Below are 26,319 nucleotides of genomic sequence, written 5' to 3' on the forward strand. Positions count from 1 at the left end.
CTGGGGTTTCTTTTTTGCCCTTGTAGCCGCCTACGAAGGGGAGAAGTTATTGAGGCACTTTCTTTAAATAGAGTCTGTAAAATATTTTGTGTAAACTCTCAACCTCTAAACTACAATTAGGAGTAGAAAGGTTGGGAGATTTTTATGATGTCAAAAGAGCAGATCAAGCAGTGGATCAAAGAGAAAAACATGAAGTCAGTGGACGACGTACAGTCAGCGTTAAAGGATCTATTCGCAGACACAATCCAAGAAATGCTGGAAGCTGAAATCGAGTCCTCTCTTGGATACGCCAAGCATGACATGAAAAACAAGCGGACAACCAACAGTCGCAATGGGTATAGCAAGAAAACCGTCCGTTCTGAGTACGGGGATGTCGACATCCAAGTCCCTCGAGATCGAGAGGGTGATTTTGAACCAAACATTGTAAAGAAACATCAATCCAATGTTACAGGGATCGAAGATCAAATTCTTGCTCTCTATGCCAAAGGCGTATCCACACGCGATATCCAAGACCATCTGCAGCAGCTCTATGGCATCGAAGTCTCACCAACGCTCATATCAAATGTAACGAATAAGATTGTACCGATGATCAAAGAGTGGCAAAATCGCCCCTTGCAAGCGGTTTATGCTGTTGTTTTCCTTGACGCCATTCACTTTAAGGTAAAACAGGACGGAGCTATCGTCAATAAAGCCGCCTATATGGTCATTGGTATTGACCTTGACGGTCATAAAGATGTGCTTGGGATCTGGATTGGGGAGAATGAATCGGCAAAATTCTGGCTGCATGTCCTCAACGAACTGAAAAATCGTGGAGTCCAGGATATTCTCATTACAAGCGTCGATAATCTTCGTGGCTTTACAGAAGCCATCTCTGCATGTTATCCGAAGACGGAGATTCAGAAATGTGTTATCCATCAAATCCGAAATTCCATCAAGTATGTTTCCTATAAGGATCTCAAAAAGATCACGTCCGAGCTAAAACCTATCTACAAGGCTCCAACGGAGCAAGCCGCGTTGGAAGAACTCGATCAGTTTGAACAAACCTGGGGCAGTAGATATCCCTTGATGGTTCGTTCCTGGCGGAATAACTGGGACGAGATTGCCACTTTCTTTAAATATCCTCCAGAGATTCGAAAGCTGATTTATACAACTAACGTGATCGAGAGTTATCATCGACAGCTTCGAAAGGTGACAAAAGGAAAAGCCATGTTTCCCACAGATGATGCCCTTTTGAAGATGTTATATCTCGTAACCATGGATGTTCTACGAAAGTGGACGGGACGAGTTCAGAACTGGGGCCAGATTCTCTTACAGCTATCCGTTTTCTTTGAAGATCGGGTACAGCCGTACATCCGTTAACAAATGAAAGGCTTCATCCCCGAAGGGATTATCTTTCTCTCCACCAACGCGTCAAGGGTTCGCTTCGCCTTTCGCCCTTGACTCTATTGGTTTCGAAAAATGGCCCAATTAGGGGGATGAAACCTTTTCATATATTGGTTGATTGAGTTTGACAGACCCGAATTATTTAAAGGTCTCCCTTTAAAAATGGGATGAGAATGTAGATGTTAGGGCATTTGTGTAGTTCTAAAAAACAGTCTATGAGGAGTTAGTCCCTTATTTCTTCGGATCCAAACAGGGAAAGGGGAAATTAATTGATTATTACCCCAAACGAGTAATCCGCGCTCGTCTGGGGTTTTCTTTATTTGACCTCGCGAAAAAAAGAAAAGTGCTACAAGAGGTGAAGACAGTTTTTTAAATATTAGGTGTGAAGTATTGCACATCGCTCTTTTTTGTTACCCCTAATTGAAATTGATCAGTTGTTGATAAAATGAAGCGGAATTAATGGCATATCACATATACTACCACTTTGTTAATGTCCACATATGGAGGACGTAGCCAAAGAGTAAGCACAGAGAAAGCTTTTCTTTTGGGTACTCGTAGCACCGTGTTGAAATAGAGATCTCCCCCATTGAAATACCTCCATGCAAAATCGCTAGTGTGTTGAAAGCCCGTGTCCGAATCGCTATGATCAAGGAAAGGAGGAGATGCAATGCCCGCGGTGGAGGCGTGGATCGCCGAGAAGCCGAATTTCACGGCATCCGCTCGAAGTAGAGCCGTTTATAGCTCTTGTTTTCAAGGAGGTAAAACATGGATAAAATTTTACCGAAAGAAGCGGCGTTAAAGGTGAAACGGTTGCCTAAAGATACCATAGCGGCGGGTTATCGTCATACCGTCGTCCTTAAAGCGGACGGCACGGTGACGGCTGTGGGTGATAATAGATATGGCCAATGCGATGTAAGCGGCTGGTGCGACATGGTGGCGGTTGCGGCGGGTAATGCTCATACGGGCAATGCTCATACAATCGGGCTGAAAGCGGACGGCACGGTGGCGGCTGTGGGGTGAAATGAGCATGGCCAATGCAATGTAAGCGGCTGGCGCGATATTGTGGCGGTAGCGGCGGGTTGCGCTCATACAATCGGTCTTAAAACGGATGGCACGGTAGTTGCTGTGGGTAGTAATGAATACGGTCAATGTGATGTAAGCGGTTGGCGTGACATCCGACTGCCCGGCAATTAGTTTTCTTTTACATATTGTCTGGTGGATTGCAGAATTGCATCTCGGTTATACACAACAACCGGGTATGGTTTTTGATCACTGCGGATAATTTCGGCCTTGCGTCTCGATAAGGCCCGTTTCACGGTCTCCCAACGAAACCAACCCAGACTCTGGTATAGCTGCAATCGATGATATAGGGGGAATGCCAGTCCATAACGGCGTACAGATACATCCAGCCGACCTTCATTGGATTTTCTTCTTTCGGAATTTTCAATACGGTTCAACATTTTTCCTCAATTGTAAAATTTCTTCTGCTGGTCGTCATACATCAAGAAACTCCTTTTTTGCTAACAAGCTTCTATGTAGCAGGATAAAGTGCCCCTGAGTCCGACCCAAGGGCACCTTTCCCGAAAACACCTGCACCTACAACCTAGGACTCACCAGAATCTTCACCTGATTTTTCTCTTTCAACAAAGCCTCAAAGCCTTGCTCCACGACATCATCCAGCTTGATTCGCTGGGTAACCAGCTTCTCGGCAGGGAAGAACCCTTTTTCCATCAAGCTGATGACGGCCGGGAATACATCGCGGTACCCGATGATGCCTGTCATGGTCCGCTCCTTCATGACGATGTGGTTCGGTTTGATAGGCGCTTCTCTTTCGAAAATGCTGACAATCATGATCTGTCCGCCGATTTTGGTCGACTCGATCGCCTGGGTGAGAACAGGAGGAACGCCGGTCACCTCGAAGGCGACGTCGGCTCCGCCGCCTGTCCGTTTGTGAATTTCTTGGACGACATCGCACTCTTTCGGATCGAGGACGATCGCGCCCAGCTCTGCTGCTTTGAGCTTGCGTTCCGGCGACAGCTCGACGGCGTAAATGTCCGAGGCCCCGGAAGCCTTCAGTGCTTCGATGACGAGCAAGCCGATCGGTCCGGTACCGAACACGACAGCCTTGTCTCCGACCTTCAACTGGCTGGAGCGGACAGCGTAAAGCGCGACAGCGGACGGTTCGACCAGAGCGCCTTGCTCATAAGAGACGCTGTCGGGAATTTTATGGACCATGTGCTCATCGACGGCTACGTATTCCGAAAACCCGCCGCCACCGCCGGCGAGGCCGAGGAAGCCCATTTTGTCGCAAAGGTTGTATTTGCCTTGCTTGCACGCCGGGCATGTCCCGCACGCGAAGACGGGCTCGACGACGACGCGGTCGCCTGCTTTGATGGAGGTGACACCTTCTCCGACCTCTACGACTTGTCCGGAAAATTCATGTCCCATTACAATAGGGGCTTTTTCGTTTGTCAGCGGGTGGGCGGTGCCTTCCGGGATGAAAATCGGGCCTGCCACATATTCGTGCAGGTCGCTTCCGCAAATGCCGCACCATTCCACTCTGATTTTGACTTTCCCTTTGAGCGCTTGAGGTTCCGTAATCGTTTCCAAACGCAAGTCTTTTACGCCATGCCAGCGCAACGCTTTCATATCTTCCATCTCCTTGTCAGTTCGGATCATAAAAATAGAGTCCAGCAAGAAAAATAGGAAACGTTTCCGAAAATTAATATGTCATAAGTTTGATACATTGTCAAAGTGCTTTTTGAATGAAAGTGTTGGAATAAAATACCTTCCTGAAAAGCTTGATCACGGATGCTTTTGCGTGCGTCGATCTTTTTTGCGGCAGCAGGGTCCGAGGCCCCGGTGTGCAGCCCGCCTCCCGTCATAGCATCGCCTCCTATGATATAATAGAACGAGGCGACTGACGTTGGTTCGTATCGCAGAAAACGATTCCAATAAGGAAGGGACATCTCTCTTGGCCACAAAGAAAAAAGTAACGATTGAAGATGTAGCAAAGAAGGCAGGGGTAGGGATTGCCACCGTATCCCGGGCCATTAACAATAGCGGCGGGATCAGCCCGAAAACAAAGGCGCTGATCCTGCAAATAATCGAAGAAATGGGCTTTATTCCGAATACGTCAGCGCAAAGCCTGAAGGTGCGGCAAACGAATCAAATTGCTTTGGCCGTGCCGGATATCCGCAATGCAATCATTCCTGATATCGCCTGGTCTGTGGAGCAGACTGCCAAGCAGCACGGTTACCGTGTCGTGCAGATCAATACCTCCGGGAACGCCCGGGCCGAGCTGGAGATCGTGCGCGAGGTGAAAAAGCTGCATGTGGACGGGCTGATTATCATGCCGCTGGCTTATCCCAAAACGCTGGTCGACTTGATCAATAAAACAACCGTACCTGTCTCGATCATCAACTACGGAAAAAAGCTCGACGACAATGTGAAAGCGGATGTTGTCGGTCTGGCCAGTCAGGAAGGCCGCCTGGTCATGGAGCATCTGATCAAAATCGGGCGGACCCGGATCGCTTACGCGGGTGCTCCCAAGAACAAAATCGAGGAGCGTTACTTTGCCTATGAACAGTCTTTGCCGCAGGTCGATCCTTCCCTCGTCTATTTCGGCGAGGACTTCTCGTTTGAAACAGGCGTGCGTGCGGCTGATTACTTTTACAGCCTGAAACATATGCCGGATGCGATCTATGCGGTAAACGACATGGTGGCGATCGGGATCGTGAACCGGTTCAAGGAGCTGGGAGTTCGCGTCCCGGAGGATGTGGCGGTCGTGGGCATCGACAACAACCTGTGGACGACGGTCACAAGCCCGCAAATCAGCTCGGTGTCGATCATGGGGGGCGAAGTGGCTCGCCTGGCAACCGAGCTTTTGCTGAAGCGGATTCGCGACAACGGGGCCGGGGAATATGAACGCGTGCAGTTCGAGCCTCGGCTGATCGTGAGGGAGTCGAGCGTGGCTGTCATTCGCCAGTCTCCTTCGATCTCGTAAACGAAGCGGCGGGGCTGTACTGTACTGTACTGCCTTCGCATGAGCAGGCATGTCTCTGGGACAACGGCGAAAAACGTGTTACGATTTGCAAGTAGCATCATCCTGACGCGCTTAGCTGTTTTGCTTTTCGCAATGGAATGGCATTCGCGCCTGCAAAAAGCAGGCTAAAAACATGGCGAAGCCAGGTCGAAGCAATGATGGCAGCCTGCCATGCACATGCAGAAGGCAGCCATTTCGGACCGATTCATCTCCTATCCTATTAAAAGCACAGGTGAACAATATGCATATCTTATCAGTAGAAAACCTTTCCAAAGGCTACGGCGAGAAGGTCCTGTTCGACGGGATTTCCTTTCACATCGCGGAAGGCCAGCGGATTGGCCTGATCGGCGTTAACGGTACAGGCAAATCCTCGCTCCTGAAAATAATCGCGGGACTCGACACGGCAGACAGCGGGAAAGTAATCCACGCCAATCACTTCCGCGTCGAGTACCTGCCGCAAAACCCGAGCTTTGCGGAAAACTCCAGCGTCCTCGAACAAGTATTTTACGGCGACTCGCCGCTGATGCAGCTGCTGCGCGAATATGAGCAGGCGCTGGGGGAGCTGCAGGCAGATCCTGCCGATGAACAGAAACAGACCCGGATGCTCAGCCTGCAAGGCCGGATGGATACAGCGAACGCATGGGAGGCGAGCACGCTCGCAAAAACGATCCTGACGCAGCTCGGCATCCACGATTTTTCCCAGCAGGTCCAGGAGCTGTCCGGCGGGCAGCGCAAGCGGGTGGCGATGGCACGCGCGCTGATCCAGCCGGCGGACCTGCTCATCCTGGATGAGCCGACGAACCATATCGACAACGAAACGGTGGAGTGGCTGGAGGAATACCTTTCCCGCTACCAGGGAGCCCTTTTGCTTGTAACCCACGACCGCTACTTCCTGGACCGCGTCACGAACCGGATCTTTGAGCTTGACCGCGGCAAGCTTTACAGCTACGAGGGCAATTACGCGACCTTCTTGGAAAAAAAGGCGGAACGCGAAGAGAATGAAGCGGCTGCGGAGAGCAAACGGCAGAATCTGCTCAGACGGGAGCTGGCCTGGCTGCGCAGGGGGGCCAAGGCCCGCACGACCAAGCAGAAGGCTCGCGTCCAGCGGGCGGAAGAGCTGCGGGACAGACAGGTAGACGGACCGGCGGACAAGCTGGAAATGGCGTTGGGAGCGAGCCGCCTGGGGAAAAAGGTGCTGGAGATTGAGCACATTCGCAAAGGCTACGGCCCTAGGCAGCTCATCGACGATTTCAGCTACATCGTCCTGCCGCAAGACCGTGTCGGGATCATCGGTCCCAACGGCAGCGGAAAATCGACGCTGCTGAACATTCTGGCCGGCCGGCTTGCCCCTGATGCCGGAACGGTGGAAACGGGCCAGACCGTGAAGCTGGCCTATTACACGCAGGAAAACGTAGAGATGGATGAGAAGCTGCGGGTGATCGAGTACATCAAGGAAGCGGCGGAGGTCGTGCACACGAGTGACGGGGAAGTGATTACCGCTTCGCAAATGCTGGAGCGCTTTCTGTTTCCGCCGCATTTGCAGTGGACGCCGATCTCTCGCCTGTCCGGCGGGGAAAAGCGCCGCCTCTATCTGCTCCGCACGCTGATGGGAGAGCCCAACGTTCTCTTTTTGGACGAGCCGACGAACGATCTGGACATCCAGACGCTGAGCATTTTGGAAGACTATTTGGAGCAGTTCCCGGGGGCTGTCATTACCGTGTCCCACGACCGATATTTCCTCGACCGGACCGTGGACCATCTGTTTGCGTTTGAAGGCGAGGGGCGGATACGCCAGTTTACCGGAAACTACTCGGAGTACCTCGAGGTCCGGCGCAGAGAGCTGGAGCAGGAAGCTGCGGACAAGCGAAAAGCCGGGAAGGCGCAGGCGGAAGCCAAAGCGGCTGCAGCCGACGAGAAAAGCGCCTCCGGACGCGGAAACAACCGCACGCGCAAGCTCTCCTACAAGGACCAGAAGGAATGGGAGACAATCGAGGACAAGATCGCCGCGCTGGAGGCGAGAAGCGTGCAGCTCAAGCAGGAGATTGCCTCGGCAGGCAGCGATTACGGCAAAGTGGAGAAGCTGTACGCGGAAGAGCAGCAGGTTGCGGCAGACCTGGAGGCTGCGATCGAGCGCTGGGCCGAACTGTCCGCCTTGATCGAAGAGCTGGAACAAGGGAAATAACTGCCGATAACAGAAAAGAAACCCTTCCCGATTGCAGTATGGGAAGGGTTTTTGTCATATTTGGATAATTTTGATTCCGCTGATGATGATGAGAACCGAGATCGCATAGCGCAGGAAAACGGTGGGGACCTTGCAGGACAAGCGGCTTCCCAGCAAGACGCCGGGCACCGAGCCGAGCAGGAGCCAAAAGACAGTTGCCAAATGAACAGTGCCGAAGCTCATGTGCGCCAGACCAGCGGCCGTGGTCAGCAAAAAGGCATGGGCGATGTCGGTGCCGACTACTTCTTTGCCGGAGAGCTGAAAGAAATACATGAGTGCGATGGCAAAGAGCGAGCCGCTGCCGATGGACGTCAAGCCGACCAGAAAGCCGAGAAAAGCGCCGATGATGATGAGCGGGGTACGCTTTTCGCGCGTGCTCATGCTTTGCCATTTATTCCACGAAGGACTTTTGCGGCTGAGCCAGCTTTTGGCCAGGATGGCCAGGGGGATCAGGATGAGGACAAAGCCGAGTATTTTTTTCAGGATGAGGTCTGCCCCTTGGACATGCTGGTGCACCCAGTTCATCAAATTCACGGCGATAATGCCGCTCGGGATGCTGCCGATCGCAAGGTAGAGCACGATGGGAAAGTGAACGGTTTTTTGCCGCCAATGCTGCCAGGTCCCGAAAATCTTGGTGATGGAGTTGTAGACCAGATCAGTTCCGACAGCGATAGCGGGCTGTATCCCCAGCAGGAGCAGGATCGGGGTCAATAGCGCGGCGCCCCCTACACCAGTCAGGCCGACCAGAAATCCCACCAGGAGGCCGACGACTGTCAAGTGAAAATCCATCAAGCAACCATCCTCTGTATTTCTAGTATGCATGCCTATCATCAGGATAAGCAGATGCCCGGATATCGTGCGCCTAAATTGGGCAGCGCCGCGCCTAATTCACTGTTTGATTGTTTGACAAATCACCCGTTTTCAACTACATATAATTCTATTATTATTAAGGATATCAAAATAATTGTGAAAAAGGGGAAGGCTATGGCGGAATATTTCACGGAACGTAAGGCTTTGCAAATGACTCTGGAGTCGCTATTGGAACAGCGGGCTTTGCTGCGCCGACAATATGTGGATCAAGACAAACAGCTCGGGCTTGACATCAAGCAGATTTTGGCGCGAGTAAGAGAGCTTGACCAAGCGGAAGGCAATGAAGAACCGCTGCTGGCGGAAGGAGCAGAGAACGGAACCGTCGGCATGAACGTGGAAGTGATGGAACGGCTGAAAGGGCGAAAAACGCATACCCGTCATGACTATGAAACTGTAGCCAATCATGTAGAAACAATCTTGCGGGAGATGTCGGCATTAACGTTGAATGAGCTCTGTGATGAGTTGAAAAGACGGAGCGGAGTCGAATTTGCCAGCCCGTACATTGGCATTCACAAGACGATCAAGCATTTGCCGCAGGTCAAGGTTCAAAAGGACGGAAGAAAACTTGTTTTTTCTTTGGCGACATAGACGGGCAGCAAAAAAGAGGGCAGTTGTGCATTCCGGCACAAAAGCCCTCTTTTCCTTTATCAGGAAATAAACTTCCTCTATTAGGAAATAAAACACACTTGCAGCAAGATTAGCCTTGGAAGGCTTTCAGCATCCACACATGCTTTTCGAGACTGGTCTGGATGGACAGGAGCATGTCTGCGGTGCCCTCATCGCCGAGTTCCTCCACTTTCTTGATGCCGTCTTTTAATTCATCGATTACAGTGGTAAAATCCTCGATCAGTGTTTGAACCATTTCTTCAGCAGTCTCGCGGTCGCTTGCTTCTTCGATGCTGGCGTCTCGAATGCACTCTCCCAATGTGGCAACGGGTTTTCCGTTACGGGCCAGGATGCGCTCAGCGAGAGTATCGATGTGTTCGGAAGCTTCGTTGTACAGCTCTTCGAATTTGTCGTGCAGGGTAAAGAATGCAGGTCCTTTGACATTCCAGTGGTAGTTTTGCAGCTTCATGCGCAGGATCGTCCAGTTGGCTACTTGTTTATTTAGTACAGAATACAGGTTTTCCATTGTTCATCCGCTCCTTATTTATAATAATTATTATCTGATACCTATTATAATATAAAAAACAGTATTGTCAACCGCCTTTCTCCTTTCCGCACGAAAGTTCTCAAGAACAGGAAACGAAGAAAGGATTGAGCCAATCATCAAGCGAATGATTGCGCGTCATTCTTGAATATGAGAAGCCGATTTCTCATTTCACTGTGCATTTCTGTATGAAAAGAAGGGAGATCGGGGGCATTTCTCTCTGTTTCGGCTGGCATTGTTCTTGCAACTTCTCCAAGGTGAAAAACCAAACCGGAAAGGATGAGGTGCATGGAACGCAAATCACGGGAAGAATCTCTTGAGCTTGCCAGTGAAATTCTTTCATTCATCGAAAGCGAGACACTGACAGTCGAACAGAAAAAGAAAATTGTAAGCGATTCGGTCGAGAACTTTACCAACCATGTGACCAAGGCTATACTTGCGCACCGCAAGTCTGTTTCGACCGACTATTCGGTCGTGGAGTGGGAAGATGAAGGAGCCATTTTCCGCGACACGATGGGGGATGAATACATTGATTGCCTGGGAGGCTACGGTGTATACCTGCTCGGCCACCGCCACCCGAAAGTGGTCAAGGCGGTAGAGGCCCAGTTGAAGCGCTACGCTCTGCACAGCCAAGAGATGGTGGACCCGCTGCGGGGCTATCTTTCCAAGCTGGTGGCGTACATTACACCAGGAGATTTGCAGCACTCCTACCTCGTAAACTGCGGTACCGAGGCAAACGAAATGGCCCTGAAGCTGGCGAGGCTGGCCACGGGGAAAAAATGCTTCATTTCAACGGAAAGAGGCTTCCACGGCAAGACGCTCTTTTCCCTTTCGGCGTCGGGGAAATCCACATTCCGCGAGCCGTACATGCCGCTCGTTCCCGGTTTTCAGCACGTTCCGTTCGGGGATGCGGACGCGGTAGAGCAGGCGATTCGCATGCTGATCGCTACTGGCGAAACGGTGGCTGGCGTGATCGTCGAACCGATCCAGGGAGAGGGCGGCGTGAATATTCCGCCGGATGACTACCTGCCGCGGCTGCGCCAAATCTGTGACAAATACGAGTGTCTGTTGATCGTTGACGAGGTGCAGACCGGCATGGGGCGGACCGGCACTCTGTTTGGCGTCGATCACTGGGATGTCGTACCGGATATCATGTCACTGGGCAAAGCTTTCGGCGGTGGTGTCATGCCGATCGCTGCCATGGTCGCCAAGAAGAAATGGTGGGGAAAAATGGAGGAAAATCCGTTCCTGCTGGGCTCCTCCACCTTCGGCGGCAACCCGCTCTGCTGCGCGGGGGCTATCGCGGGCATTCACACGATTCTTGCCGACAACATCCCGCAGATGGCCAAGGAAAAGGGCGATTACATCATGCTGCGCCTAAACGAGATCAAGGAGCAGTACCCGGAGGTCATGGTCGACGTACGCGGACGGGGCCTGTTGATCGGGATGGAGTTCGCCACCAACAACCTTGGCTATACGCTGGCCAAAATGCTGTTCGGCAAGAAAATCCTCGTCGGCGGTACGATCAACAACGCGACGGTGATTCGCATCGAGCCGCCTGCAGTCATTTCGTACGAACAGATCGATTACGTGTTGGCTTGCATTGAAGAGGGGATCGCCCAGCTTTCCAAAGAAATGAAAGTGGCGCGGTAGTTTGGCAAAAAGGAAGGGAGCGGTTTATGGATGCTCCCTTCCTTTTTTCATTCGGTTGGCGGATCTTTATAGGCAGGAGAGCGGGGGCGTCGCAAGGAACTGTTAGAGCGGCAGACAATCGATAAAGATGCCAATAAAGAAGGAGCTGACCGTTATGGCGATGTCTCAATACTATAAAGATTTGAGAGAAGCGTTCGGGCCCGGCCTGATTTTCATGCCTTGCGTCGCTGCAATGATCCGCAATGAAAAAGATGAAATTCTGTTTGGACGCAAACATAACGAGGAGAATTGGGGCCTGATCGCCGGGGCGATCGAGATCGGAGAAACACCAGCGGAGGCCGTACGTAGGGAAGTGCTGGAGGAGACCGGTTTGGAGGTAAAGCCGGAGAGAATCATCGGAGTGTTTGGCGGGGAAAAGCACAGATTTACATACCCGAACGGACATCAGGTGGAATACTTGACGGTTGTTTTTGAGTGCGCGGTTGTCGGAGGCGCTCTTCACCCGGAAAACGACGAAATGTGCGAGCTCGGGTATTTTCAAGAAAACGGGATTCCTCCCCTCGCCAATTACTATCCGCGGGAGATCTTCCGAAAAGAAGAAGCAAAGCAAGCGATTTTCGAGTGAGGTTGACACACGGAAAATAACAAACGCCCCAGCCTTGGAAAGGTTATATCAAGGCTGGGCGTTTTGAAATGTGGTTCGGCCTTTAGACAATTGGCCGGGACGTTTCGCTATGTGGCACGGTCTGGGGCAATTAGCCGGGACGTTTCGCCATGCGGCACGGCCTCGGGCAATTGGTCGAGACGTTTCGCCTATGTGGCACGGCCTCGGGCAATTGGTCGAGACGTTTCGCAATATGCCACGGCCTCGGGCAACTAATGTGCGAGGGCGGAGCAATTCGTATAGCGACACTGCCGCCAGCTCACTGCGAGCTTTTTACTTCGGACCAGATGCGGTCGTACAGTTTAACCGAATCGCCGATATCCTTCAGGCTTTCCACCCGCTTCATCTCTTCGGGCGGGGGATAGATGGCGATATTTTCCAGCGTCTCCTTGTCGATCAGCTTGCGGGCCTCGGTATTCGGATTGATATAGGGAAAATCCTTGGCGATTTCCGCGCTGATTTCCGGTTCGAGCAAGAAATTGATGAAGGCCTCCGCCGTTTTCTTGTGTTTCGCACCTGCAGGTATGACGAAGTTGTCAAATGTTATCATCAGTCCCTCTTTGGGCAGGACTGTCGTGATTTGCGGCTTTTCCCGCTGTGCCAGCGCGATTTCCGGTCCCCAGACGAGGGCGACGTTCACTTCGCCGTTGATCATCAGCGTCTTCGGGCTGTCGCTGTCAAAGGCCTTGATATTGGGCATCAGCTGGAGCATTTTTTGCTTGGCCTCCTCGAGGTGGGCAGGATCGGTGTCGTTGCCGGAGTAGCCCAGCGTTTTCAACACCATGCCGAGGATGAACCGCTGATCGTCCACCATCACGATCTGGCTCTTCAATTCGGGTTTCCACAGGTCCGCAAAGCTGGTGATGCTCGTCTTGATATTGTCGGGGTTGTAGGCGAGCGAGACCGTATTGCCCATGTAGGGGACGCTGTATTTGTTGCCGGGATCATGCTCTTTGTTTACGAGGTCGGGCTCCAGATTCTTGAAATTGGGAATATTGTTCAGATCGAGCGGCTCGATCAGTCCTTGATTGGCCATCGGCTGGATAAAATAGTCGCTCGCTACCGTCAGATCGTAAATGCCGCCCCCTGCGGAAACCTTGGCCAGCATCTCTTCATTGGAGGAAAACGTACTGTAGTTTACTTTTACCCCGTATCTCTCTTCAAATTTTTTGATGACCGAGTCGGGCAGGTACTCAGACCAGTTAAACACATTGAGTTCTTTGTCCAGACCGTTTTCTCCGCCTTGCGATGACGGCGTGGAGCTGCAGCCAGCCGCTGTCAGTGCGATCGTCAGAAAGCCGGCCGCCACTATTTTCCGAAAGCCTTGCTTCATATCAAATCCCCCTTTGTAATAATATGGAAACTCAAGAGCTGAGCGTTTGAACTACTCCTTGCGCATCCGGATGCGTTCGGCAAAGATGACAATAGCCAGTGTGACGACGAGCATCAAAGTAGACAGAGCGTTGATTTCCGGAGTCACGCCGAATTTGACCATGGAGAAAATCTTCAGGGGCAGCGTCGCGCTCGCAGGCCCTGCCACGAAAAAGCTGATGATCACGTCGTCAAGAGACAGCGTAAAAGCAAGCATCGCGCTGGCTAAAATGCCCGGAGCGATGACCGGCATCGTCACTTTGACAAACGTCTGCCAGGGCGTAGCCCCCAAATCCATCGCCGCCTCCTCGATGCTTTTGTCAAATCCGGCCAACCGGGCCCGCACCACGACAACGACGAAGGGAACGGAAAAGGTGATGTGCGCTGCGATCAGGGTGAAATAGCCGAGCGGCACCTTCAACTGGGCGAACAGCGCGAGCATCGAGATCCCCATGACGATTTCCGGGATGACGATGGGCAGGTACAGCATCGCGTCCAGAGCCGTTTTTCCGCGGAAGTGGTAGCGGTACATCCCGACGGCCGCCAGCGTGCCGATCATCGTCGCGGCCAGCGTGCTGATCAGCGCTACGATCAGAGAGGTCTTCATCGCTTCCAGTACGTCGCTGTTCTGCATCAGCTTTACGTACCAGTCGAAAGTAAAACCGGTCCAGACCGCATTCAGCTTGGATTGGTTAAAGGAATACAGAATCAAAATGGCAATGGGCATATACAAAAACAGGTAGATAAGCGAAGCGTAGAAAACGGAGAATTTGCGGCCGAGCGAGTAGCGCATCCTAGAGCAGCTCCTTTCCCTCTTTGTCTTTGGTGATCAGGATGTAGGCTGTGATAAACAACAGCGTCAGTCCCATCAGGATAATGGAGCTTGCCGAGCCGAATGGCCAGTCGCGGGCGGTGAGAAACTGATTTTTGATCAGGTTTCCGATCAGGACGGTCTTGCTTCCTCCCATCAGGTCCGGGATGAAAAAGAGGCCCAGCGACGGAATGAAGACGAGCAGGGAACCGGCCATGATCCCTGGCGCGGTGAGAGGCAGGGTCACCTTCCAGAAGGTATGGACGGGCTTGGCGCCCAAGTCCGAGGACGCCTCCAGCAGCGATTTGTCCAGCTTTTCGATCGAGGCGTACAGCGGCAGCACCATAAACGGCAGCATGGTGTAAACAAGCCCGATCAGAACGGCAGTCTCGTTGTACAGAAGCGGCAGGGGCTGACTGATGATCCCGAGCTGCATGAGGATTGTATTGATGACCCCTTCGGTCCGCAAAAGGACGATCCAGGCGTAGGTTCGGATGAGCGAGTTTGTCCAAAAGGGAACAATGATCAGCAGCATCAGAATGTTGCGGTAGTTGATTGGAGAGCGGGCGACGATATAGGCGAACGGATAGCCGAGAACGAGGCAAATCGCCGTCGTAAAAAAGGCCAGCACACAGGAAATCCACAAAATTTTAAAGTAGAGCGGGTCGAAAAAACGGACGTAGTTCTCCACTGTCAAAGGCAGTTCAATCCCGCCAAATGAGCTGCGGGTAAAGAAGCTGACGCCGAGAATCAAGATGAGCGGCAGCAGGAAAAGGGCACTCATCCAGATCAGGATGGGCCCGATTGTCCAGGTCTTTCCGTAATCGCGGACAGGCCGGTTCGGGGTCGTGGCTGCAGGTCTGCTGGAGGTGGCGGAGCCGATTACAGGGGCCTTCATCGGGTTAACACCACCCCGTGCTCCGGCTGCCAGTTGACGAATAGTTCGTCGCCTTCGTTTACCGGCAGGAGCTGATCCGTTTTTTCCACGGCGACAAAGGGAATTCCCCCGGGCAAGGTGACGACAGTCCGCGTAATTCCGCCGCAGTAGATCCGCTCTGTCAATCGGCCGGGAAGCTGTACGAGCTGGTCAATCCCGGTTTCTACCGGTGCAAGACTGAGAGCCGATTTTTCCGGGCGGATCGCGACGGTCACCTTCTCATTCTCGGGAAGCTGCAGAGAAGCCGCGGCTACCTCCATGCCCCCGCAGTCAATCAGCATCCGGCGGGAATCCCGCAGTTTGACTGTTCCGGTCAACAGGTTGGTCTCGCCGATAAATTCCGCGACAAATCGCGTCGCAGGCCGGTCGTAGATGTCGGCAGGGGTGCCGACCTGTTCGAGGACACCCTTGTTCATAACCGCGATGCGGTCAGACATGGTCAACGCTTCTTCCTGGTCGTGCGTGACGAAGACAAACGTGACCCCGAGCTGCTTTTGCAGATGCTTCAGCTCGACCTGCATCTGCTTGCGCAGCTTTTGATCCAGGGCGCCCAGCGGCTCGTCGAGCAGCAGCACCTTTGGATTGTTTACCAGCGCCCGGGCGATGGCAATCCGCTGCCGCTGGCCGCCGCTCAGCTGCTCCGGCTTGCGGCTGGCGTACTCTTCCAATTGAACGAGGCGAAGAGCCTGTTTGACCCGCTGGTCGATCTCTTCCCTGGCGACTTTTTTGACACGCAAACCGAACGCTACGTTTTCGTAAGCGTTCAGGTGGGGGAAGAGGGCGTAGCTTTGAAAGACGGTGTTGACATCGCGGGAGTAGGCAGGCAAATCCTGTACGAACTCGCCATCCAGCTTTACCTTGCCGGATGTCGGATGTTCGAATCCGGCAATCATTCTGAGCGTAGTGGTTTTGCCGCAGCCGCTGGGGCCGAGCAAAGTGAGAAATTCACCCTTCTGGATGTGGAGGGACAGATCGTGTACGACTGTATGTTGACCAAAGCGTTTGACGACGTTTTGAAGCTCCACCATAGGACCTAGCATGGGAACCCCCCTCGTTTTTTCTTTTCGCACCTCTTGTTACAAGCAAAAATAATGCCAATTTTGAATATTCCAACATATAGGTCGATCAGACACGAAAAAAGAAGCAGAAGGCAGGAAAATCATCGCCCGTTGCTTCCTAGAAATTAGAATACTTTCTCATCATTGAGAAGTTTATGTCCCTCCAGTTTTCTGTATAGAGTCGCCAGGCCGATGTCCAGTTTTTCTGCCACCAGCTTTTTGGCTTCCAGAGAATATCCGTATTGCTGCAGCATGCTGTACAGGATTTGCCGCTCGTGGCGCTGGAGTCGCTCCTTCAACGGCTGATCGGCTTCGCCGGGACCGGTGATGCCGCTGACGCTGTGGTGCTGGCGGATGCGCACCGGAACGCTGTCCAGTCCGATGTACGGCGAGACCTCCATGTTGACGGCGTACTCGATGGCATTTTCCAGCTCGCGGACATTCCCGGGCCAGTGATAATGCATGAACAGTGCCCGAACCTCCGGGGTGAAATCGAGAATCGGGTGGCCTAAAAGCTCCCGGTACTTCGCCAGGAAGTGATCCATGAGCAGCGGGATGTCTTCTACCCGCTCGCGCAGAGGCGGCATGTGCAGGGGGATGACGTTCAGCCGGAAGTAGAGATCTTCGCGGAATTCACGGTTTCGCACCATTTCCTCGAGGTTTTTGTTCGTGGCGGAGATGACCCGGATGTTGACAGGGATTAGCTGGTTGGACCCGACCCGTTCGACCTGCTTGCTCTGCAGGACGTGGAGCAGCTTCACCTGGAGATGCAGCGGCAAATCGCCGATCTCGTCGAGAAAAATGGTGCCGCCGTCGGCCAGCTCGAACTTGCCCGCCTTGCCTTCCCGCTTGGCTCCGGTAAATGCGCCCGCCACATAGCCGAACAGCTCGCTTTCCAGCAGCGCCTCGGGAATCGCCCCGCAGTTGACGATAATGAACGGACCGTCCCGCCGGTTGCTTGCGGAGTGGATGGCGGCGGCTATCATGCCTTTGCCGGTGCCGCTCTCGCCGGTGATCAAAATGTTGGAGGTACCGCGTGCGACTTGCTCCGCCTGCTTGATCACGAGCGACTTGGAGCGGCTTTTGCCGATGATTTCCGAAAAGTACAGGTCCTTGTGCTCGTTGGTCAGGACGTAGGCGAGGCGACGCATGTCCGCCATCCGGCGAAACGAGGCGACAACCCCCGCTACCCGGTCGGCCACGCGGATGGGACGGGCTGTTACGATGAAGTGCATGTCATGCTCCCCGAGGCGGTAAATCTCCTCCTGCTCGACATAGCCGACGCCGGTTTCAAGCACTTGCAGCATCGGCGAGTCGGCCCAAATCGTTTGCAGGGGAGTGCCGATGAGCTCCTTTTTGTTCTTTTGAATCAGCTGCTGGGCCGTTTTGTTGCAATTGCTGATCAATCCGCGCTCGTCGATGGCGATAATGCCCTCATGGATGGATTCGATCAAGGTTTCCAACTGGGTGAACGTCTTCTTCCACTCGTTCCAGGCTTCCTGCTCGGCGATCTTGCCGGTGAGCAGCTCGGTCATCCGCTGCAAAAAGGTAAGGTACGGCAGCCGATTGTGGATGAGCAGCCTCCTCTGGGTTTCGGTGAAGGCGATCAGGCCGATCACGCCGATCACCTCGCCTTTGTAATGGATCGGCGTGCACAGCTCCGCCAGCTCTTCGGTGACCCCCTGCAGGACGGACGGATCGTAGGAGGGATCGCTGCGGGCGTCCTCGATGAAGAACGGCTGGTTGGTGGTCAGAACCCGGCCGTACAAATAGCCGGCGTTCACTTCGCCGCCCTCCTCCTTGGTGTTGATGCGGTCTTTGTACTTTCCCGTCCCGGCGATAATCGTCATCGTGTCATCGACAATCTCCGTCTCGATCTGCAAAGCGGCTGAGATGGCTTCGGCCACCTGCTGCGTGATCTCCTGGAATTCCCGCAATAAACTCATTTGCATTTCTCCTCCTGTCTGCAGGCAAAACAGTTGCAATACGAGGTCCCCAATCCTTGTAGACGGGGTTTTATTCACAAGACGGAAGCAGAAAAACAGATGCAAAACCCACTTCGACAACAGCAGATAGAATCCTCTCAATTTTGGGAATATTTATAATAAAAAACCGGGCGAGCACCCGGTTGCTTGATATTTACGTGCGAAAACGGTTCACCAGAACCTTTAGTTGTTCCGACAGCTCCGCTAGTGTGAGAGCCGAGGCGGTCACCTCCTGCATAGCAGCCGTTTGCTCCTCCGAGGCGGCCGAAACAGCCTGCGTCTTTTTCGCAGAAAGGCTGGCAATTTCGGCGATTCCTGACACGGCATCGAGAACGGATTCAGTCGTGCTCGACATGTTTTGGGCGCGTCCTGACACTTCCCGAATCATCTCAGTCAGCGAGAGGATCGACTGGCGAATTTCGGCGAAGGAAGCGCCGGCATTGTTGACGGTTTCGATTCCCTCGGCGACCTCGGCGCTGCCGGAGGCCATCGTCTGTACGGCCTGCTCCGCTTCAGCCTGAATGCTGACGATCAATCGCTCGATTTGTTCGGCTGAACGCGCAGACTGTTCGGCAAGCTTGCGCACCTCGTCCGCAACGACAGCAAATCCGCGCCCGTGTTCACCTGCCCGGGCTGCTTCAATCGCGGCATTCAAGGAAAGCAGGTTGGTCTGACCGGCGAGCTCTGTAATCACGTCGGTAATCTGCCCGATCTCCTGGGAGCGCTGCCCGAGCTCCTGCACGACAAGCGAAAGCTGGTTCATGGTATGGAAGATGTTCCCCATCTGCTTTACAGCTTGCTGGATCGCGATATCGCCTTCTTCGCTCTTTGCGCCGGTGTGGATGGCCGCGGCGGATATTTCCTCTGACTGCGCGGCGATCAACCGGGCATTCGAGGAAATATCCGTGATCGCCAGAAGGCGGTTATTTACTTTTTGCACCTGCTCCTCGGAGCCGATCGCGACTTCTGACACATGCTCCGCAATCTGGCGTGAGGCTTCGCTGATCTGTGCTGCGCTGGAAGAAAGATTTTCCGAGGAGGCGGCAACCTCACGCGAAGTCAGCGCGACGGTGTCGAGCAATTCTTTCAATTTGGCGCTCATGTGATTGTAGGAGACTGCGATCCGGCCGATTTCATCGCCAGATGGGTCGCTTAGTTTTCGGGTAAAATCGCCATTCCCGGCATTTTCCAGGACTTCCGTGATCGTGCCGAATCTTTTTTTCAGGCGGCGGGTAAACAAGAAGAACGCAGCTTGGACAATGAGCAGCACGACGATCAATGCCCCGGCAAAAATCGCCATAAACTTTTTCTGGGTGCTGTCGATCAACTCCTGGGAAGCGCCGACATACCAAATGCCGATGACCTTTCCGCTGCTGTCTGTAATCGGCTGATAGGCGGACTGGTAGCGATGGCCGACGACGTTTGCTTCTCCCAGGTAGATCTCGCCATTGGTCAGGACGGTCTGAATGACAACGTCCGATGCCTTTGTGCCGACTGCGCGCTGTCCGTCCTTCATGACATTGGTCGTGACCCGCGTATCGCCCAAAAAGATCGTGACCGTATCGCCGCCTGTCAATTTGCCGAGCTCGTCTACCAGCTCGAAATTGTCGTTGATCCGCGTCTCCCCCTTGTAAAGGACCCCGTTCTGCACCGACCATGCTCCGGGAATTTTTTGATCCAGGTAACCATAGCCCAGCGCCAAATCCGACTTGGCCTTATTCAGAGCAGCAGTCTTGATGCCGCTCTCCAGCTGTGTTTGAGCCGTTATCAGGACAACGGCGGAAACCAGCAGCAGAGCGGCTACGAATAGCAAATTCATTTTCGCTCCGAGGGATAATTTGTTGAGAAATGGCATGTGACCGCTCCTTTCTTTGCTATCTTCGAAGTATATTGATAGTATCGAGAAACCGACAATAAAGTTAATTCTTTTTTTCTCTGTGAAAATATAATAGAGTTGAATATTTTGGGTAAAGGAATTGATCGCGTGCGGAAGAAATCGATAGCCGGAGTCATTCTGGCAGGAGGAAAAAGCAGCCGAATGGGCCAGCCCAAAGAGCTGTTGGCATGGCAGGGGAGTACGCTGATCCAATATTTGCGGCAGGAAGTGAACGCGGCTGGATTGCCCTGTCTGATCGTGTCCAATACGCCGGAAGCCCTGCAGAGGGAAGGGGAGAAGGGCCAGGGAGCGGAGGTAGCGGAAGCAGCGGTAGAGGTAGAGGTCACACGCGACCTGGTGCCGTCAGCGGGACCGATCAGCGGGATCGTCAGCGCGTTTCGTTTGCGCAGCGAGGAGGCATTGCTGGTGCTTTCTTGCGATTTGCCGTTTGCGGACCGGACACAGCTCGAACGTTTGATTCAATACGCTGGAGAGGTAAGCGAATGGGATGCGATTGTGGTAAAGGAGGAGCGGCTGCACCCGCTGTTTGCGCTGTACCACAGGAGGTCTCAGCCGAGGTGGGAGGAGGCGCTGCAAATGAAGCAGCATCGCTTGATGGAGGTGCTTTGCGGGCTTCAAGTGGTGACGACTCCGCCCGGCTTGCTCGACCCTTGGGCGGCTTTTAATGCCAATACGCCGGAGGAATACCGCATCGCCCTGCAGGAAAAGCAAAAAAGAGAGACCGGGCAGCCGTAACGGCCCGGTCTTTCTCTTTACACAAAGCTCAAGCTGTCGGTACGATGACCCTATGAGGATTCGTGTACACGTTCATCCTGTCATTGCGGATAAAGCCGATCGCCGTAATGTTCAGCTCCTCCGCCAGTTGCAGGGCGAGGTCGGTCGGGGCCGATTTGGACAAAATGATGCCCGCTCCGATCTTTGCCGCCTTCAGCAAAACCTCTGAGGAGATCCGGCCGCTGAAGGTGAGAATTTTATCGGCGGTCGAAATATTTTCCCGCAGGCAGTACCCGTAGATCTTGTCCAGCGCATTGTGCCTGCCGATGTCGGAATACTGGAGCAGCACCTTGTCCGGCGTGCACAGCGCGGCGTTGTGCACGCCGCCCGTCTTGCGGTGAATGTCGGACGAGGCTTGCAGCACATTCATGAGCTGCAAGCATTGCTCCGGTGTGACGGTGACGCCGTCTTCAGCCGGTTTGGCAGTACGCGCGTCGCTGAAGAAATAAAACGACTGCCTGCTTTTGCCGCAGCAGGAGGTGATGCGGCGCTTGGAGTAAAAGCTCTGGGACAGCATGGTCTTCTGATGGGTGTCGACGTACGCGAACCCTTTTCCCTCGTCGATGGTGACTTGCTTGATGTCCGCATAGGAGCGGATCGCGCCTTCTGCGGCAAGAAAGCCGATTACCATTTCCTCCAGATCGGCGGGCGTGCAGACGATGGTGGCAAACTCCTCGTCCCCGAGAAAAATCGTCAACGGGTATTCGGTGACAACCTCGTCGTCTTCCCACTCGGACTTGCCCACCTGTACCTTCAGGACAGGGCGCGTAATTGTTTTGGACAAATCGGACATACTGGCCTTGGCCTCCTTTTGAACCGTTATATCAAAAAAAATTTAAGGAACGTATTGTAGAGTAAGCGCTCACATGGTAGTATACTATTTGAGGTTTTGGTTGTCACAGAATTTTCACCTTTTTACGAAACAGTTCACAAATTGACGCGGGATAGCGTACCTGTCGCCGGTTCTTTTGTCGGACTGCCTGTAAGTGAATACCAAACACTAGCTGTTGATGCTGAAGTAGCGACCCTGCTGATGATTAACTGTCGTGTTTCATCTTTTCGCCCATGTGCCGGTTTCCGGCTTCCAGTAGCGAGGATGGACCGGCAGTTTTTCTTGTTTTCGGGGCGTGCTTCGGTATCGCCTCTCAAGTTGATGATGAAGGAGATGAATTGGCATGCAGCAGAAAGTGAAAAACCGCTGGTTGATTGCAGCGGCTGCGGTGGGAATCCACCTCTCAATCGGTTCTGTTTACGCGTGGAGCGTATTCACCAAGCCGATCACCAGCCAATTTGGCTGGGAGCTGTCCAGTGTACAGCTGACGTTTAGCATCGCAATTTTGTTCCTGGGGCTGTCCGCGGCATTCCTCGGGCACTATGTGGAGAAGCACGGACCGCGCAAGGCAGGCATTCTTTCTTCAATCTTTTTTGGCGTAGGTATTACCGGTTCGGGTCTGGCCATCAGCATGGAAAGCCTGCCGCTTTTGTACATATGCTACGGCGTATTGGGCGGAATCGGACTGGGCGTCGGGTATATTACTCCGGTTTCCACGCTGGTCAAATGGTTCCCTGACCGCCGCGGTTTGGCAACAGGACTGGCGATCATGGGATTTGGCTTTGCATCGATGATTGCGGGACCGATTATTCAAGCACTGATCGAAAGCGTAGGAATCGCGAATACATTCTTTATTCTCGGCATCATTTATTTCGTCGTTATGTTTGCTTCCGCTCAATACCTGGCTCCGCCGCCACAAGGATGGGTGCCGGCAGGATATTCCGCACAAGCAAGCGAGGGACAAAAGCAGATTAAGAAGGACCTGTGCCAGCTGACCGCCAACGAAGCGGTGAAAACGCGCCGATTCTACTGGCTGTGGCTGATGCTTTTTATCAACGTGACCTGTGGTATCGCGATCATCTCGGTTGCGTCTCCGATGGCGCAAGAGATTGCCGGAATGTCTGTCGGCATGGCGGCAACCATGGTTGGCTTGAACGGCTTGTTCAACGGAGCCGGCCGCATCGGCTGGGCATCCCTGTCTGACTATATCGGCCGTGCCAATACCTACACCGCCTTCTTCGCGATCCAGATCGTCCTGTTCTTCCTTTTGCCGAATTTGACGATCCAGACGCTGTTCATGATCGCGATGTTCATCATCATGACCTGCTATGGCGGCGGCTTCTCCTCGATCCCGGCCTACATCGGCGACCTGTTCGGCACGAAGCAATTGGGCGCTATTCACGGCTACATCCTGACAGCATGGGCGGCAGCGGGACTGGCTGGTCCGATCTTTGCAGCCTGGGTACGTGAAAAGACTGGCAGCTACACCGGCACGCTGAGCGTATTTGTGGCAATGTTTGTGGTAGCTCTCGTCATCTCGCTGATCGTCCGTCTCGACATCAAAAAGCTGAAAGAAGAAGCGAAGCGCAAAGAAAACGCTGTTGAACTGGCTAGCTGATAAGTGGTAAAGTTTTAGGTAAGATCAATTAGTTAAAGGTGACTTGCATCGATGAATAAATATGAAGCTGAGTTCAGCAATCTGGTCAGAACCTTCCGAAAGCGACACATGGGCAAGGGACCGAGCAAAATCGTCACGACGTTTTGCAAAAATTGGGCGATTTGCGAGATGGAGGGGAACCTCTCTCCGGTAGAAAAGTTCATTGCGACTGCTGATGAAGGGAAACAGATGCTCCGTGCGGCCCGGACGGAAATGGTAAAGGAAATGTACCGGAAAAACCGTCCGATCGACATGGAGGCATTTCTAGGTGCGGCCCTCGTGGATTTATTCGTCGATATTGACATTGAACGCGATTTTGGGATGTCCATCTTCGTGTTTGACCAAGACATCGAAAAAAAGTTCAAAAACGAGCCGTAAGCCTGAGCGCAGCAGCGATCCTGTGAGCGTTTGGACAAGACGGAGTATCGCCTCACACACGCAAGGTACTTGGTAGCGCTCCTGCCGAAGAACCACCGTGGACATTCCTTTCGCTTTGATGGGACTGTTTCGCGGTGGTTATTTTCTTGCAAATAATGAAAACGCTTTTTTTTCGGATGATGGATAGGAAGGAATACGATTGTTTCGGCGGAATAATCGTTAAAAAGAAAGGAGCGAGTGTCATGGGAAAGACGAAGCACAACGGTCCCATCAAGCTTGATACATCCTGGAAACCTTCTATGTGGGCATCTCTGGTTCCAATGGGACTTGGCAAGGTAAAGCCGCATCACATCCGAGATACGGTGAAGGTCATCTACGAGAATCGGGATAACCTTGCATACGCATACCGCATCCTGACGCAGGGAGTGTGCGACGGCTGTGCGCTCGGTGTCTCAGGCTTGTCCGATCAGACGCTGAAGGGCGCTCATCTGTGCACGACGCGCCTGAACGTGCTGCGGCTCAATACGATGCCCGCCATCGATCCGAAATGGCTTGAAAATGTAGAAGAAATGAGAAAGCTGTCCAGCGCAGATTTGCGCAAGCTGGGCCGCATCCCCTACCCGCTCTCCCGCAAGCCTGGTGAAAATCGCTTTGCCCGCATCAGTTGGAACGAAGCCTTAAACCGCATCGCCTCCAAGATCAGAGGCATTTCTCCCAAGCAGCTGGCGTTTTTTCTGACCTCCCGCGGCATAACCAACGAAGTGTACTATACGGCAGCAAAAGTGGCCCGTTTCCTCGGAACGAACAATATCGACAATTCCTCCCGAATCTGCCACTCTCCGAGCAAAACGGCATTGAAACGCTCACTGGGCATCGGAGCGTCCAGTTGCAACTATCAGGACTGGATCGGGACAGATGTGCTCGTCTTTTGGGGCTCGGTGCCAGCGAACAACCAGCCTGTATCCACCAAGTATATGTATGCGGCCAAGAAAGCGGGGACGAAGATCATCCTGATCAACCCGTACCGGGAGCCGGCGATGGAGAAGTACTGGATTCCGTCCATCCCTGACAGCGCTCTGTTCGGCACCAAAATCGTCGACGATTTTTATCAGGTCAATATAGGCGGCGACATCGCCTTCATGAACGGAGTCATGAAGATTTGGTTTGAGATGGAGGAGGCCGAGCGGGGAGCGGCGCTCGATCACGACTTTTTGGCCCATCATGCAAACGGACTGGATGAATTGAAGGCGCATGTCTTGGCTCAGGACTGGGCGGCGCTGGAGAAATCGGCGGGAACGAGCCGGGAGCGGATGAAGGAGTTCGCCGTCTTGCTGGCACGCGCGAAATCAGGAGTGTTCGTCTGGTCGATGGGCTTGACGCAGCACCGTTTCGGCACGGACAACATCTCCCAGGTGGCCAATCTGGCAATCCTGCGCGGCTTCATTGGACGGAAGCACTGCGGCGTGATGCCGATCCGCGGGCATTCCGGGGTACAGGGCTCGGGCGAGATGGGAGCCGACCCGTTCAGTCTGCCCGGAGGAGATTTTGATGAAAAAAGCTGGAGCCGGCTCGAGAAGATATGGGGCTTTTCGATTCCGAAGTGGCAGGGGGACATCGTCGGCGTCTCGCTGGAAAATGCTTTGCTCCCAAACGGCCACGAGCGGAAAACGAGGCTGTTTTACACCAGCGGAGGAAACTTTCTCGAGACGATGCCTGATCCTTCTTATATGAAGAAATGTCTGGAGAACGTCGAGCTGCGGGTGCATCAGGACATCATTTTCAACACTTCTACGCTGGTGGACGCCAAGGAGGAGGTCATCGTCCTGCCGGCGATGACCCGCTATGAACAGCCGGGGGGAGGCACCTCGACCAGTACGGAGCGGATGGTCTATTTCAGCGCCGAGGTAGAGGGGCCGCGGATCGGGGAGGCCCGGGCGGAATGGGAGATTTATGTCGATCTGGCCTGCCGTGTAGACCCCAAGCGCAAGCACTTGATCCAGTTTTCCAGCGCGCAGGAGATACGGGAGGAGATCGCCCTGGCCAATCCGAATTACGACGGCATCCAGCATCTCAAAAAGCGGGGCGATGTCTTCCAATGGGGAGGGGCGTGGTTGTGCGAGGACGGCGTCTGTCCGACTCCCGACGGGCGGGCCAATCTGATTCCGATCGAGCTGCCTGAGCTGCAGAGGCCGAATGGTCAATTTTTCGTCACGACCCGCAGAGGCAAGCAGTTCAATTCCATGGTATATAGTGAGAGAGACCCCTTTAACGACGCGGATCGCTATGACGTTCTGATCCATCCGGAAGATGCCAAAAGCTTGCATATTCGGGAGGGGGAGCCGATCGTCGTGTATAATCAGTTTGGAACGTTTCAGGGCAAGGCGAAGTATGCAGATACGCTTCAGGGAAATATCCAGGTGTATTGGCCAGAGGGGAATGTGCTCATTCCCAAAGGCGTTTACGAAAAGTACGCGGGCATTCCCGAATACAATACGACTGTGAAAGTGGAAAAAGCGGACCGATTTACAGCAGGCAAGGATTTGAAGTACGCGGAAAAGCGGGTGGAGGATCTGGAAGTGGACGTCGGCTAATCGGGCTTGCGATACGCGAGGCAGGGAACATCTAGGAGGAGG

Annotated in this window: 20 protein-coding genes and 1 pseudogene; 11 read left to right on the plus strand and 10 right to left on the minus strand. The window is 53.4% G+C overall.

The features are described from left to right. Positions 1-144 precede the first annotated feature (144 nt). The gene (locus NSQ24_RS06470) at positions 145-1,359 is read left to right on the plus strand and encodes an IS256 family transposase (protein ID WP_251247396.1); all 1,215 of its coding nucleotides are present in this window, start codon (positions 145-147) and stop codon (positions 1,357-1,359) included. A gap of 789 nt (positions 1,360-2,148) precedes the next feature. Then, positions 2,149-2,559: pseudogene (locus tag NSQ24_RS06475) on the plus strand (chromosome condensation regulator); the annotation flags it as partial. Positions 2,560-2,979: 420 nt separating this feature from the next. Here NSQ24_RS06475 and NSQ24_RS06480 read toward each other — a convergent pair. Then, complete coding sequence (locus NSQ24_RS06480; RefSeq protein WP_024983531.1) at positions 2,980-4,032, minus strand: 2,3-butanediol dehydrogenase; 1,053 nt, start codon at positions 4,030-4,032, stop codon at positions 2,980-2,982. Positions 4,033-4,357: 325 nt separating this feature from the next. Here NSQ24_RS06480 and NSQ24_RS06485 point away from each other — a divergent pair, with 325 nt between their 5' ends. Next, positions 4,358-5,389 carry a LacI family DNA-binding transcriptional regulator gene (locus tag NSQ24_RS06485; RefSeq protein WP_122958367.1) on the plus strand — a complete coding sequence of 344 codons (1,032 nt, stop codon included), beginning with the start codon at positions 4,358-4,360 and terminating at the stop codon, positions 5,387-5,389. Between the two features lie 280 nt (positions 5,390-5,669). Further along, the gene (locus tag NSQ24_RS06490; protein ID WP_339167463.1) at positions 5,670-7,610 is read left to right on the plus strand and encodes an ABC-F family ATP-binding cassette domain-containing protein; all 1,941 of its coding nucleotides are present in this window, start codon (positions 5,670-5,672) and stop codon (positions 7,608-7,610) included. Positions 7,611-7,664: 54 nt separating this feature from the next. Here the strand turns inward: NSQ24_RS06490 and NSQ24_RS06495 are convergent, their stop codons facing one another. Then, positions 7,665-8,438: a sulfite exporter TauE/SafE family protein gene (locus tag NSQ24_RS06495; protein ID WP_003388205.1), complete on the minus strand. Its 774-nt coding sequence runs from the start codon at positions 8,436-8,438 to the stop codon at positions 7,665-7,667. On the opposite strand from NSQ24_RS06495, the gene NSQ24_RS06500 reads away from it, so the two are divergent. Beyond that, positions 8,427-9,107, plus strand: coding sequence for a hypothetical protein (locus tag NSQ24_RS06500; RefSeq protein ID WP_243014821.1), 681 nt, complete (start codon positions 8,427-8,429; stop codon positions 9,105-9,107). The two genes, NSQ24_RS06495 and NSQ24_RS06500, sit on opposite strands and share 12 nt — an antisense overlap. A gap of 109 nt (positions 9,108-9,216) precedes the next feature. Here the strand turns inward: NSQ24_RS06500 and NSQ24_RS06505 are convergent, their stop codons facing one another. After that, positions 9,217-9,651, minus strand: a complete 435-nt coding sequence (locus NSQ24_RS06505) for a DNA starvation/stationary phase protection protein (protein WP_003388203.1) — start codon at positions 9,649-9,651, stop codon at positions 9,217-9,219. Positions 9,652-9,957: 306 nt separating this feature from the next. Here NSQ24_RS06505 and NSQ24_RS06510 point away from each other — a divergent pair, with 306 nt between their 5' ends. Together NSQ24_RS06510 and NSQ24_RS06515 are read left to right on the plus strand one after the other, a co-directional pair. Continuing rightward, positions 9,958-11,322 (plus strand): putrescine aminotransferase, encoded by a 1,365-nt coding sequence (locus NSQ24_RS06510; protein WP_327926048.1) that lies wholly within the window; start codon positions 9,958-9,960, stop codon positions 11,320-11,322. A 154-nt stretch (positions 11,323-11,476) separates the two neighbouring features. Then, complete coding sequence (locus NSQ24_RS06515) at positions 11,477-11,947, plus strand: NUDIX domain-containing protein (RefSeq protein WP_003388201.1); 471 nt, start codon at positions 11,477-11,479, stop codon at positions 11,945-11,947. 298 nt (positions 11,948-12,245) lie between these two features. Here the strand turns inward: NSQ24_RS06515 and NSQ24_RS06520 are convergent, their stop codons facing one another. From NSQ24_RS06520 to NSQ24_RS06545, 6 genes are all read right to left on the minus strand, one after another. Then, positions 12,246-13,319, minus strand: a complete 1,074-nt coding sequence (locus tag NSQ24_RS06520) for a spermidine/putrescine ABC transporter substrate-binding protein (RefSeq protein ID WP_024983526.1) — start codon at positions 13,317-13,319, stop codon at positions 12,246-12,248. 51 nt (positions 13,320-13,370) lie between these two features. Continuing rightward, entirely contained in the window at positions 13,371-14,150 is a 780-nt protein-coding gene (locus NSQ24_RS06525; protein WP_024983525.1) for an ABC transporter permease subunit, read from the minus strand. Position 14,151: 1 nt separating this feature from the next. After that, positions 14,152-14,952: an ABC transporter permease gene (locus tag NSQ24_RS06530; RefSeq protein ID WP_141334252.1), complete on the minus strand. Its 801-nt coding sequence runs from the start codon at positions 14,950-14,952 to the stop codon at positions 14,152-14,154. A 110-nt stretch (positions 14,953-15,062) separates the two neighbouring features. Beyond that, entirely contained in the window at positions 15,063-16,145 is a 1,083-nt protein-coding gene (locus NSQ24_RS06535; RefSeq protein ID WP_003388199.1) for an ABC transporter ATP-binding protein, read from the minus strand. A gap of 143 nt (positions 16,146-16,288) precedes the next feature. Further along, a complete protein-coding gene (locus NSQ24_RS06540; RefSeq protein ID WP_339167467.1) occupies positions 16,289-18,109 on the minus strand; it encodes a sigma 54-interacting transcriptional regulator in 1,821 nt (606 codons plus the stop codon). A gap of 193 nt (positions 18,110-18,302) precedes the next feature. Continuing rightward, positions 18,303-20,003, minus strand: coding sequence for a methyl-accepting chemotaxis protein (locus tag NSQ24_RS06545; RefSeq protein WP_339167469.1), 1,701 nt, complete (start codon positions 20,001-20,003; stop codon positions 18,303-18,305). 108 nt (positions 20,004-20,111) lie between these two features. On the opposite strand from NSQ24_RS06545, the gene NSQ24_RS06550 reads away from it, so the two are divergent. After that, the gene (locus NSQ24_RS06550) at positions 20,112-20,780 is read left to right on the plus strand and encodes a molybdenum cofactor guanylyltransferase (RefSeq protein WP_339167471.1); all 669 of its coding nucleotides are present in this window, start codon (positions 20,112-20,114) and stop codon (positions 20,778-20,780) included. A gap of 28 nt (positions 20,781-20,808) precedes the next feature. Here NSQ24_RS06550 and fdhD read toward each other — a convergent pair whose 3' ends face one another. Continuing rightward, positions 20,809-21,612 carry a formate dehydrogenase accessory sulfurtransferase FdhD gene (gene fdhD, locus NSQ24_RS06555; RefSeq protein WP_339167472.1) on the minus strand — a complete coding sequence of 268 codons (804 nt, stop codon included), beginning with the start codon at positions 21,610-21,612 and terminating at the stop codon, positions 20,809-20,811. Positions 21,613-21,994: 382 nt separating this feature from the next. On the opposite strand from fdhD, the gene NSQ24_RS06560 reads away from it, so the two are divergent. The 3 genes from NSQ24_RS06560 (at position 21,995) to NSQ24_RS06570 (ending at position 26,277) form a co-directional block, all read left to right on the plus strand. Then, positions 21,995-23,269 carry an OFA family MFS transporter gene (locus NSQ24_RS06560; RefSeq protein WP_003388193.1) on the plus strand — a complete coding sequence of 425 codons (1,275 nt, stop codon included), beginning with the start codon at positions 21,995-21,997 and terminating at the stop codon, positions 23,267-23,269. 51 nt (positions 23,270-23,320) lie between these two features. Further along, positions 23,321-23,686: a DUF2294 domain-containing protein gene (locus tag NSQ24_RS06565; protein WP_003388192.1), complete on the plus strand. Its 366-nt coding sequence runs from the start codon at positions 23,321-23,323 to the stop codon at positions 23,684-23,686. 242 nt (positions 23,687-23,928) lie between these two features. Then, positions 23,929-26,277, plus strand: a complete 2,349-nt coding sequence (locus NSQ24_RS06570) for an FdhF/YdeP family oxidoreductase (RefSeq protein ID WP_003388191.1) — start codon at positions 23,929-23,931, stop codon at positions 26,275-26,277. Positions 26,278-26,319: the final 42 nt, after the last annotated feature.

The sequence above is a fragment of the Brevibacillus sp. FSL L8-0520 genome, assembly GCF_037963895.1.
Lineage (GTDB): Bacteria > Bacillota > Bacilli > Brevibacillales > Brevibacillaceae > Brevibacillus > Brevibacillus borstelensis.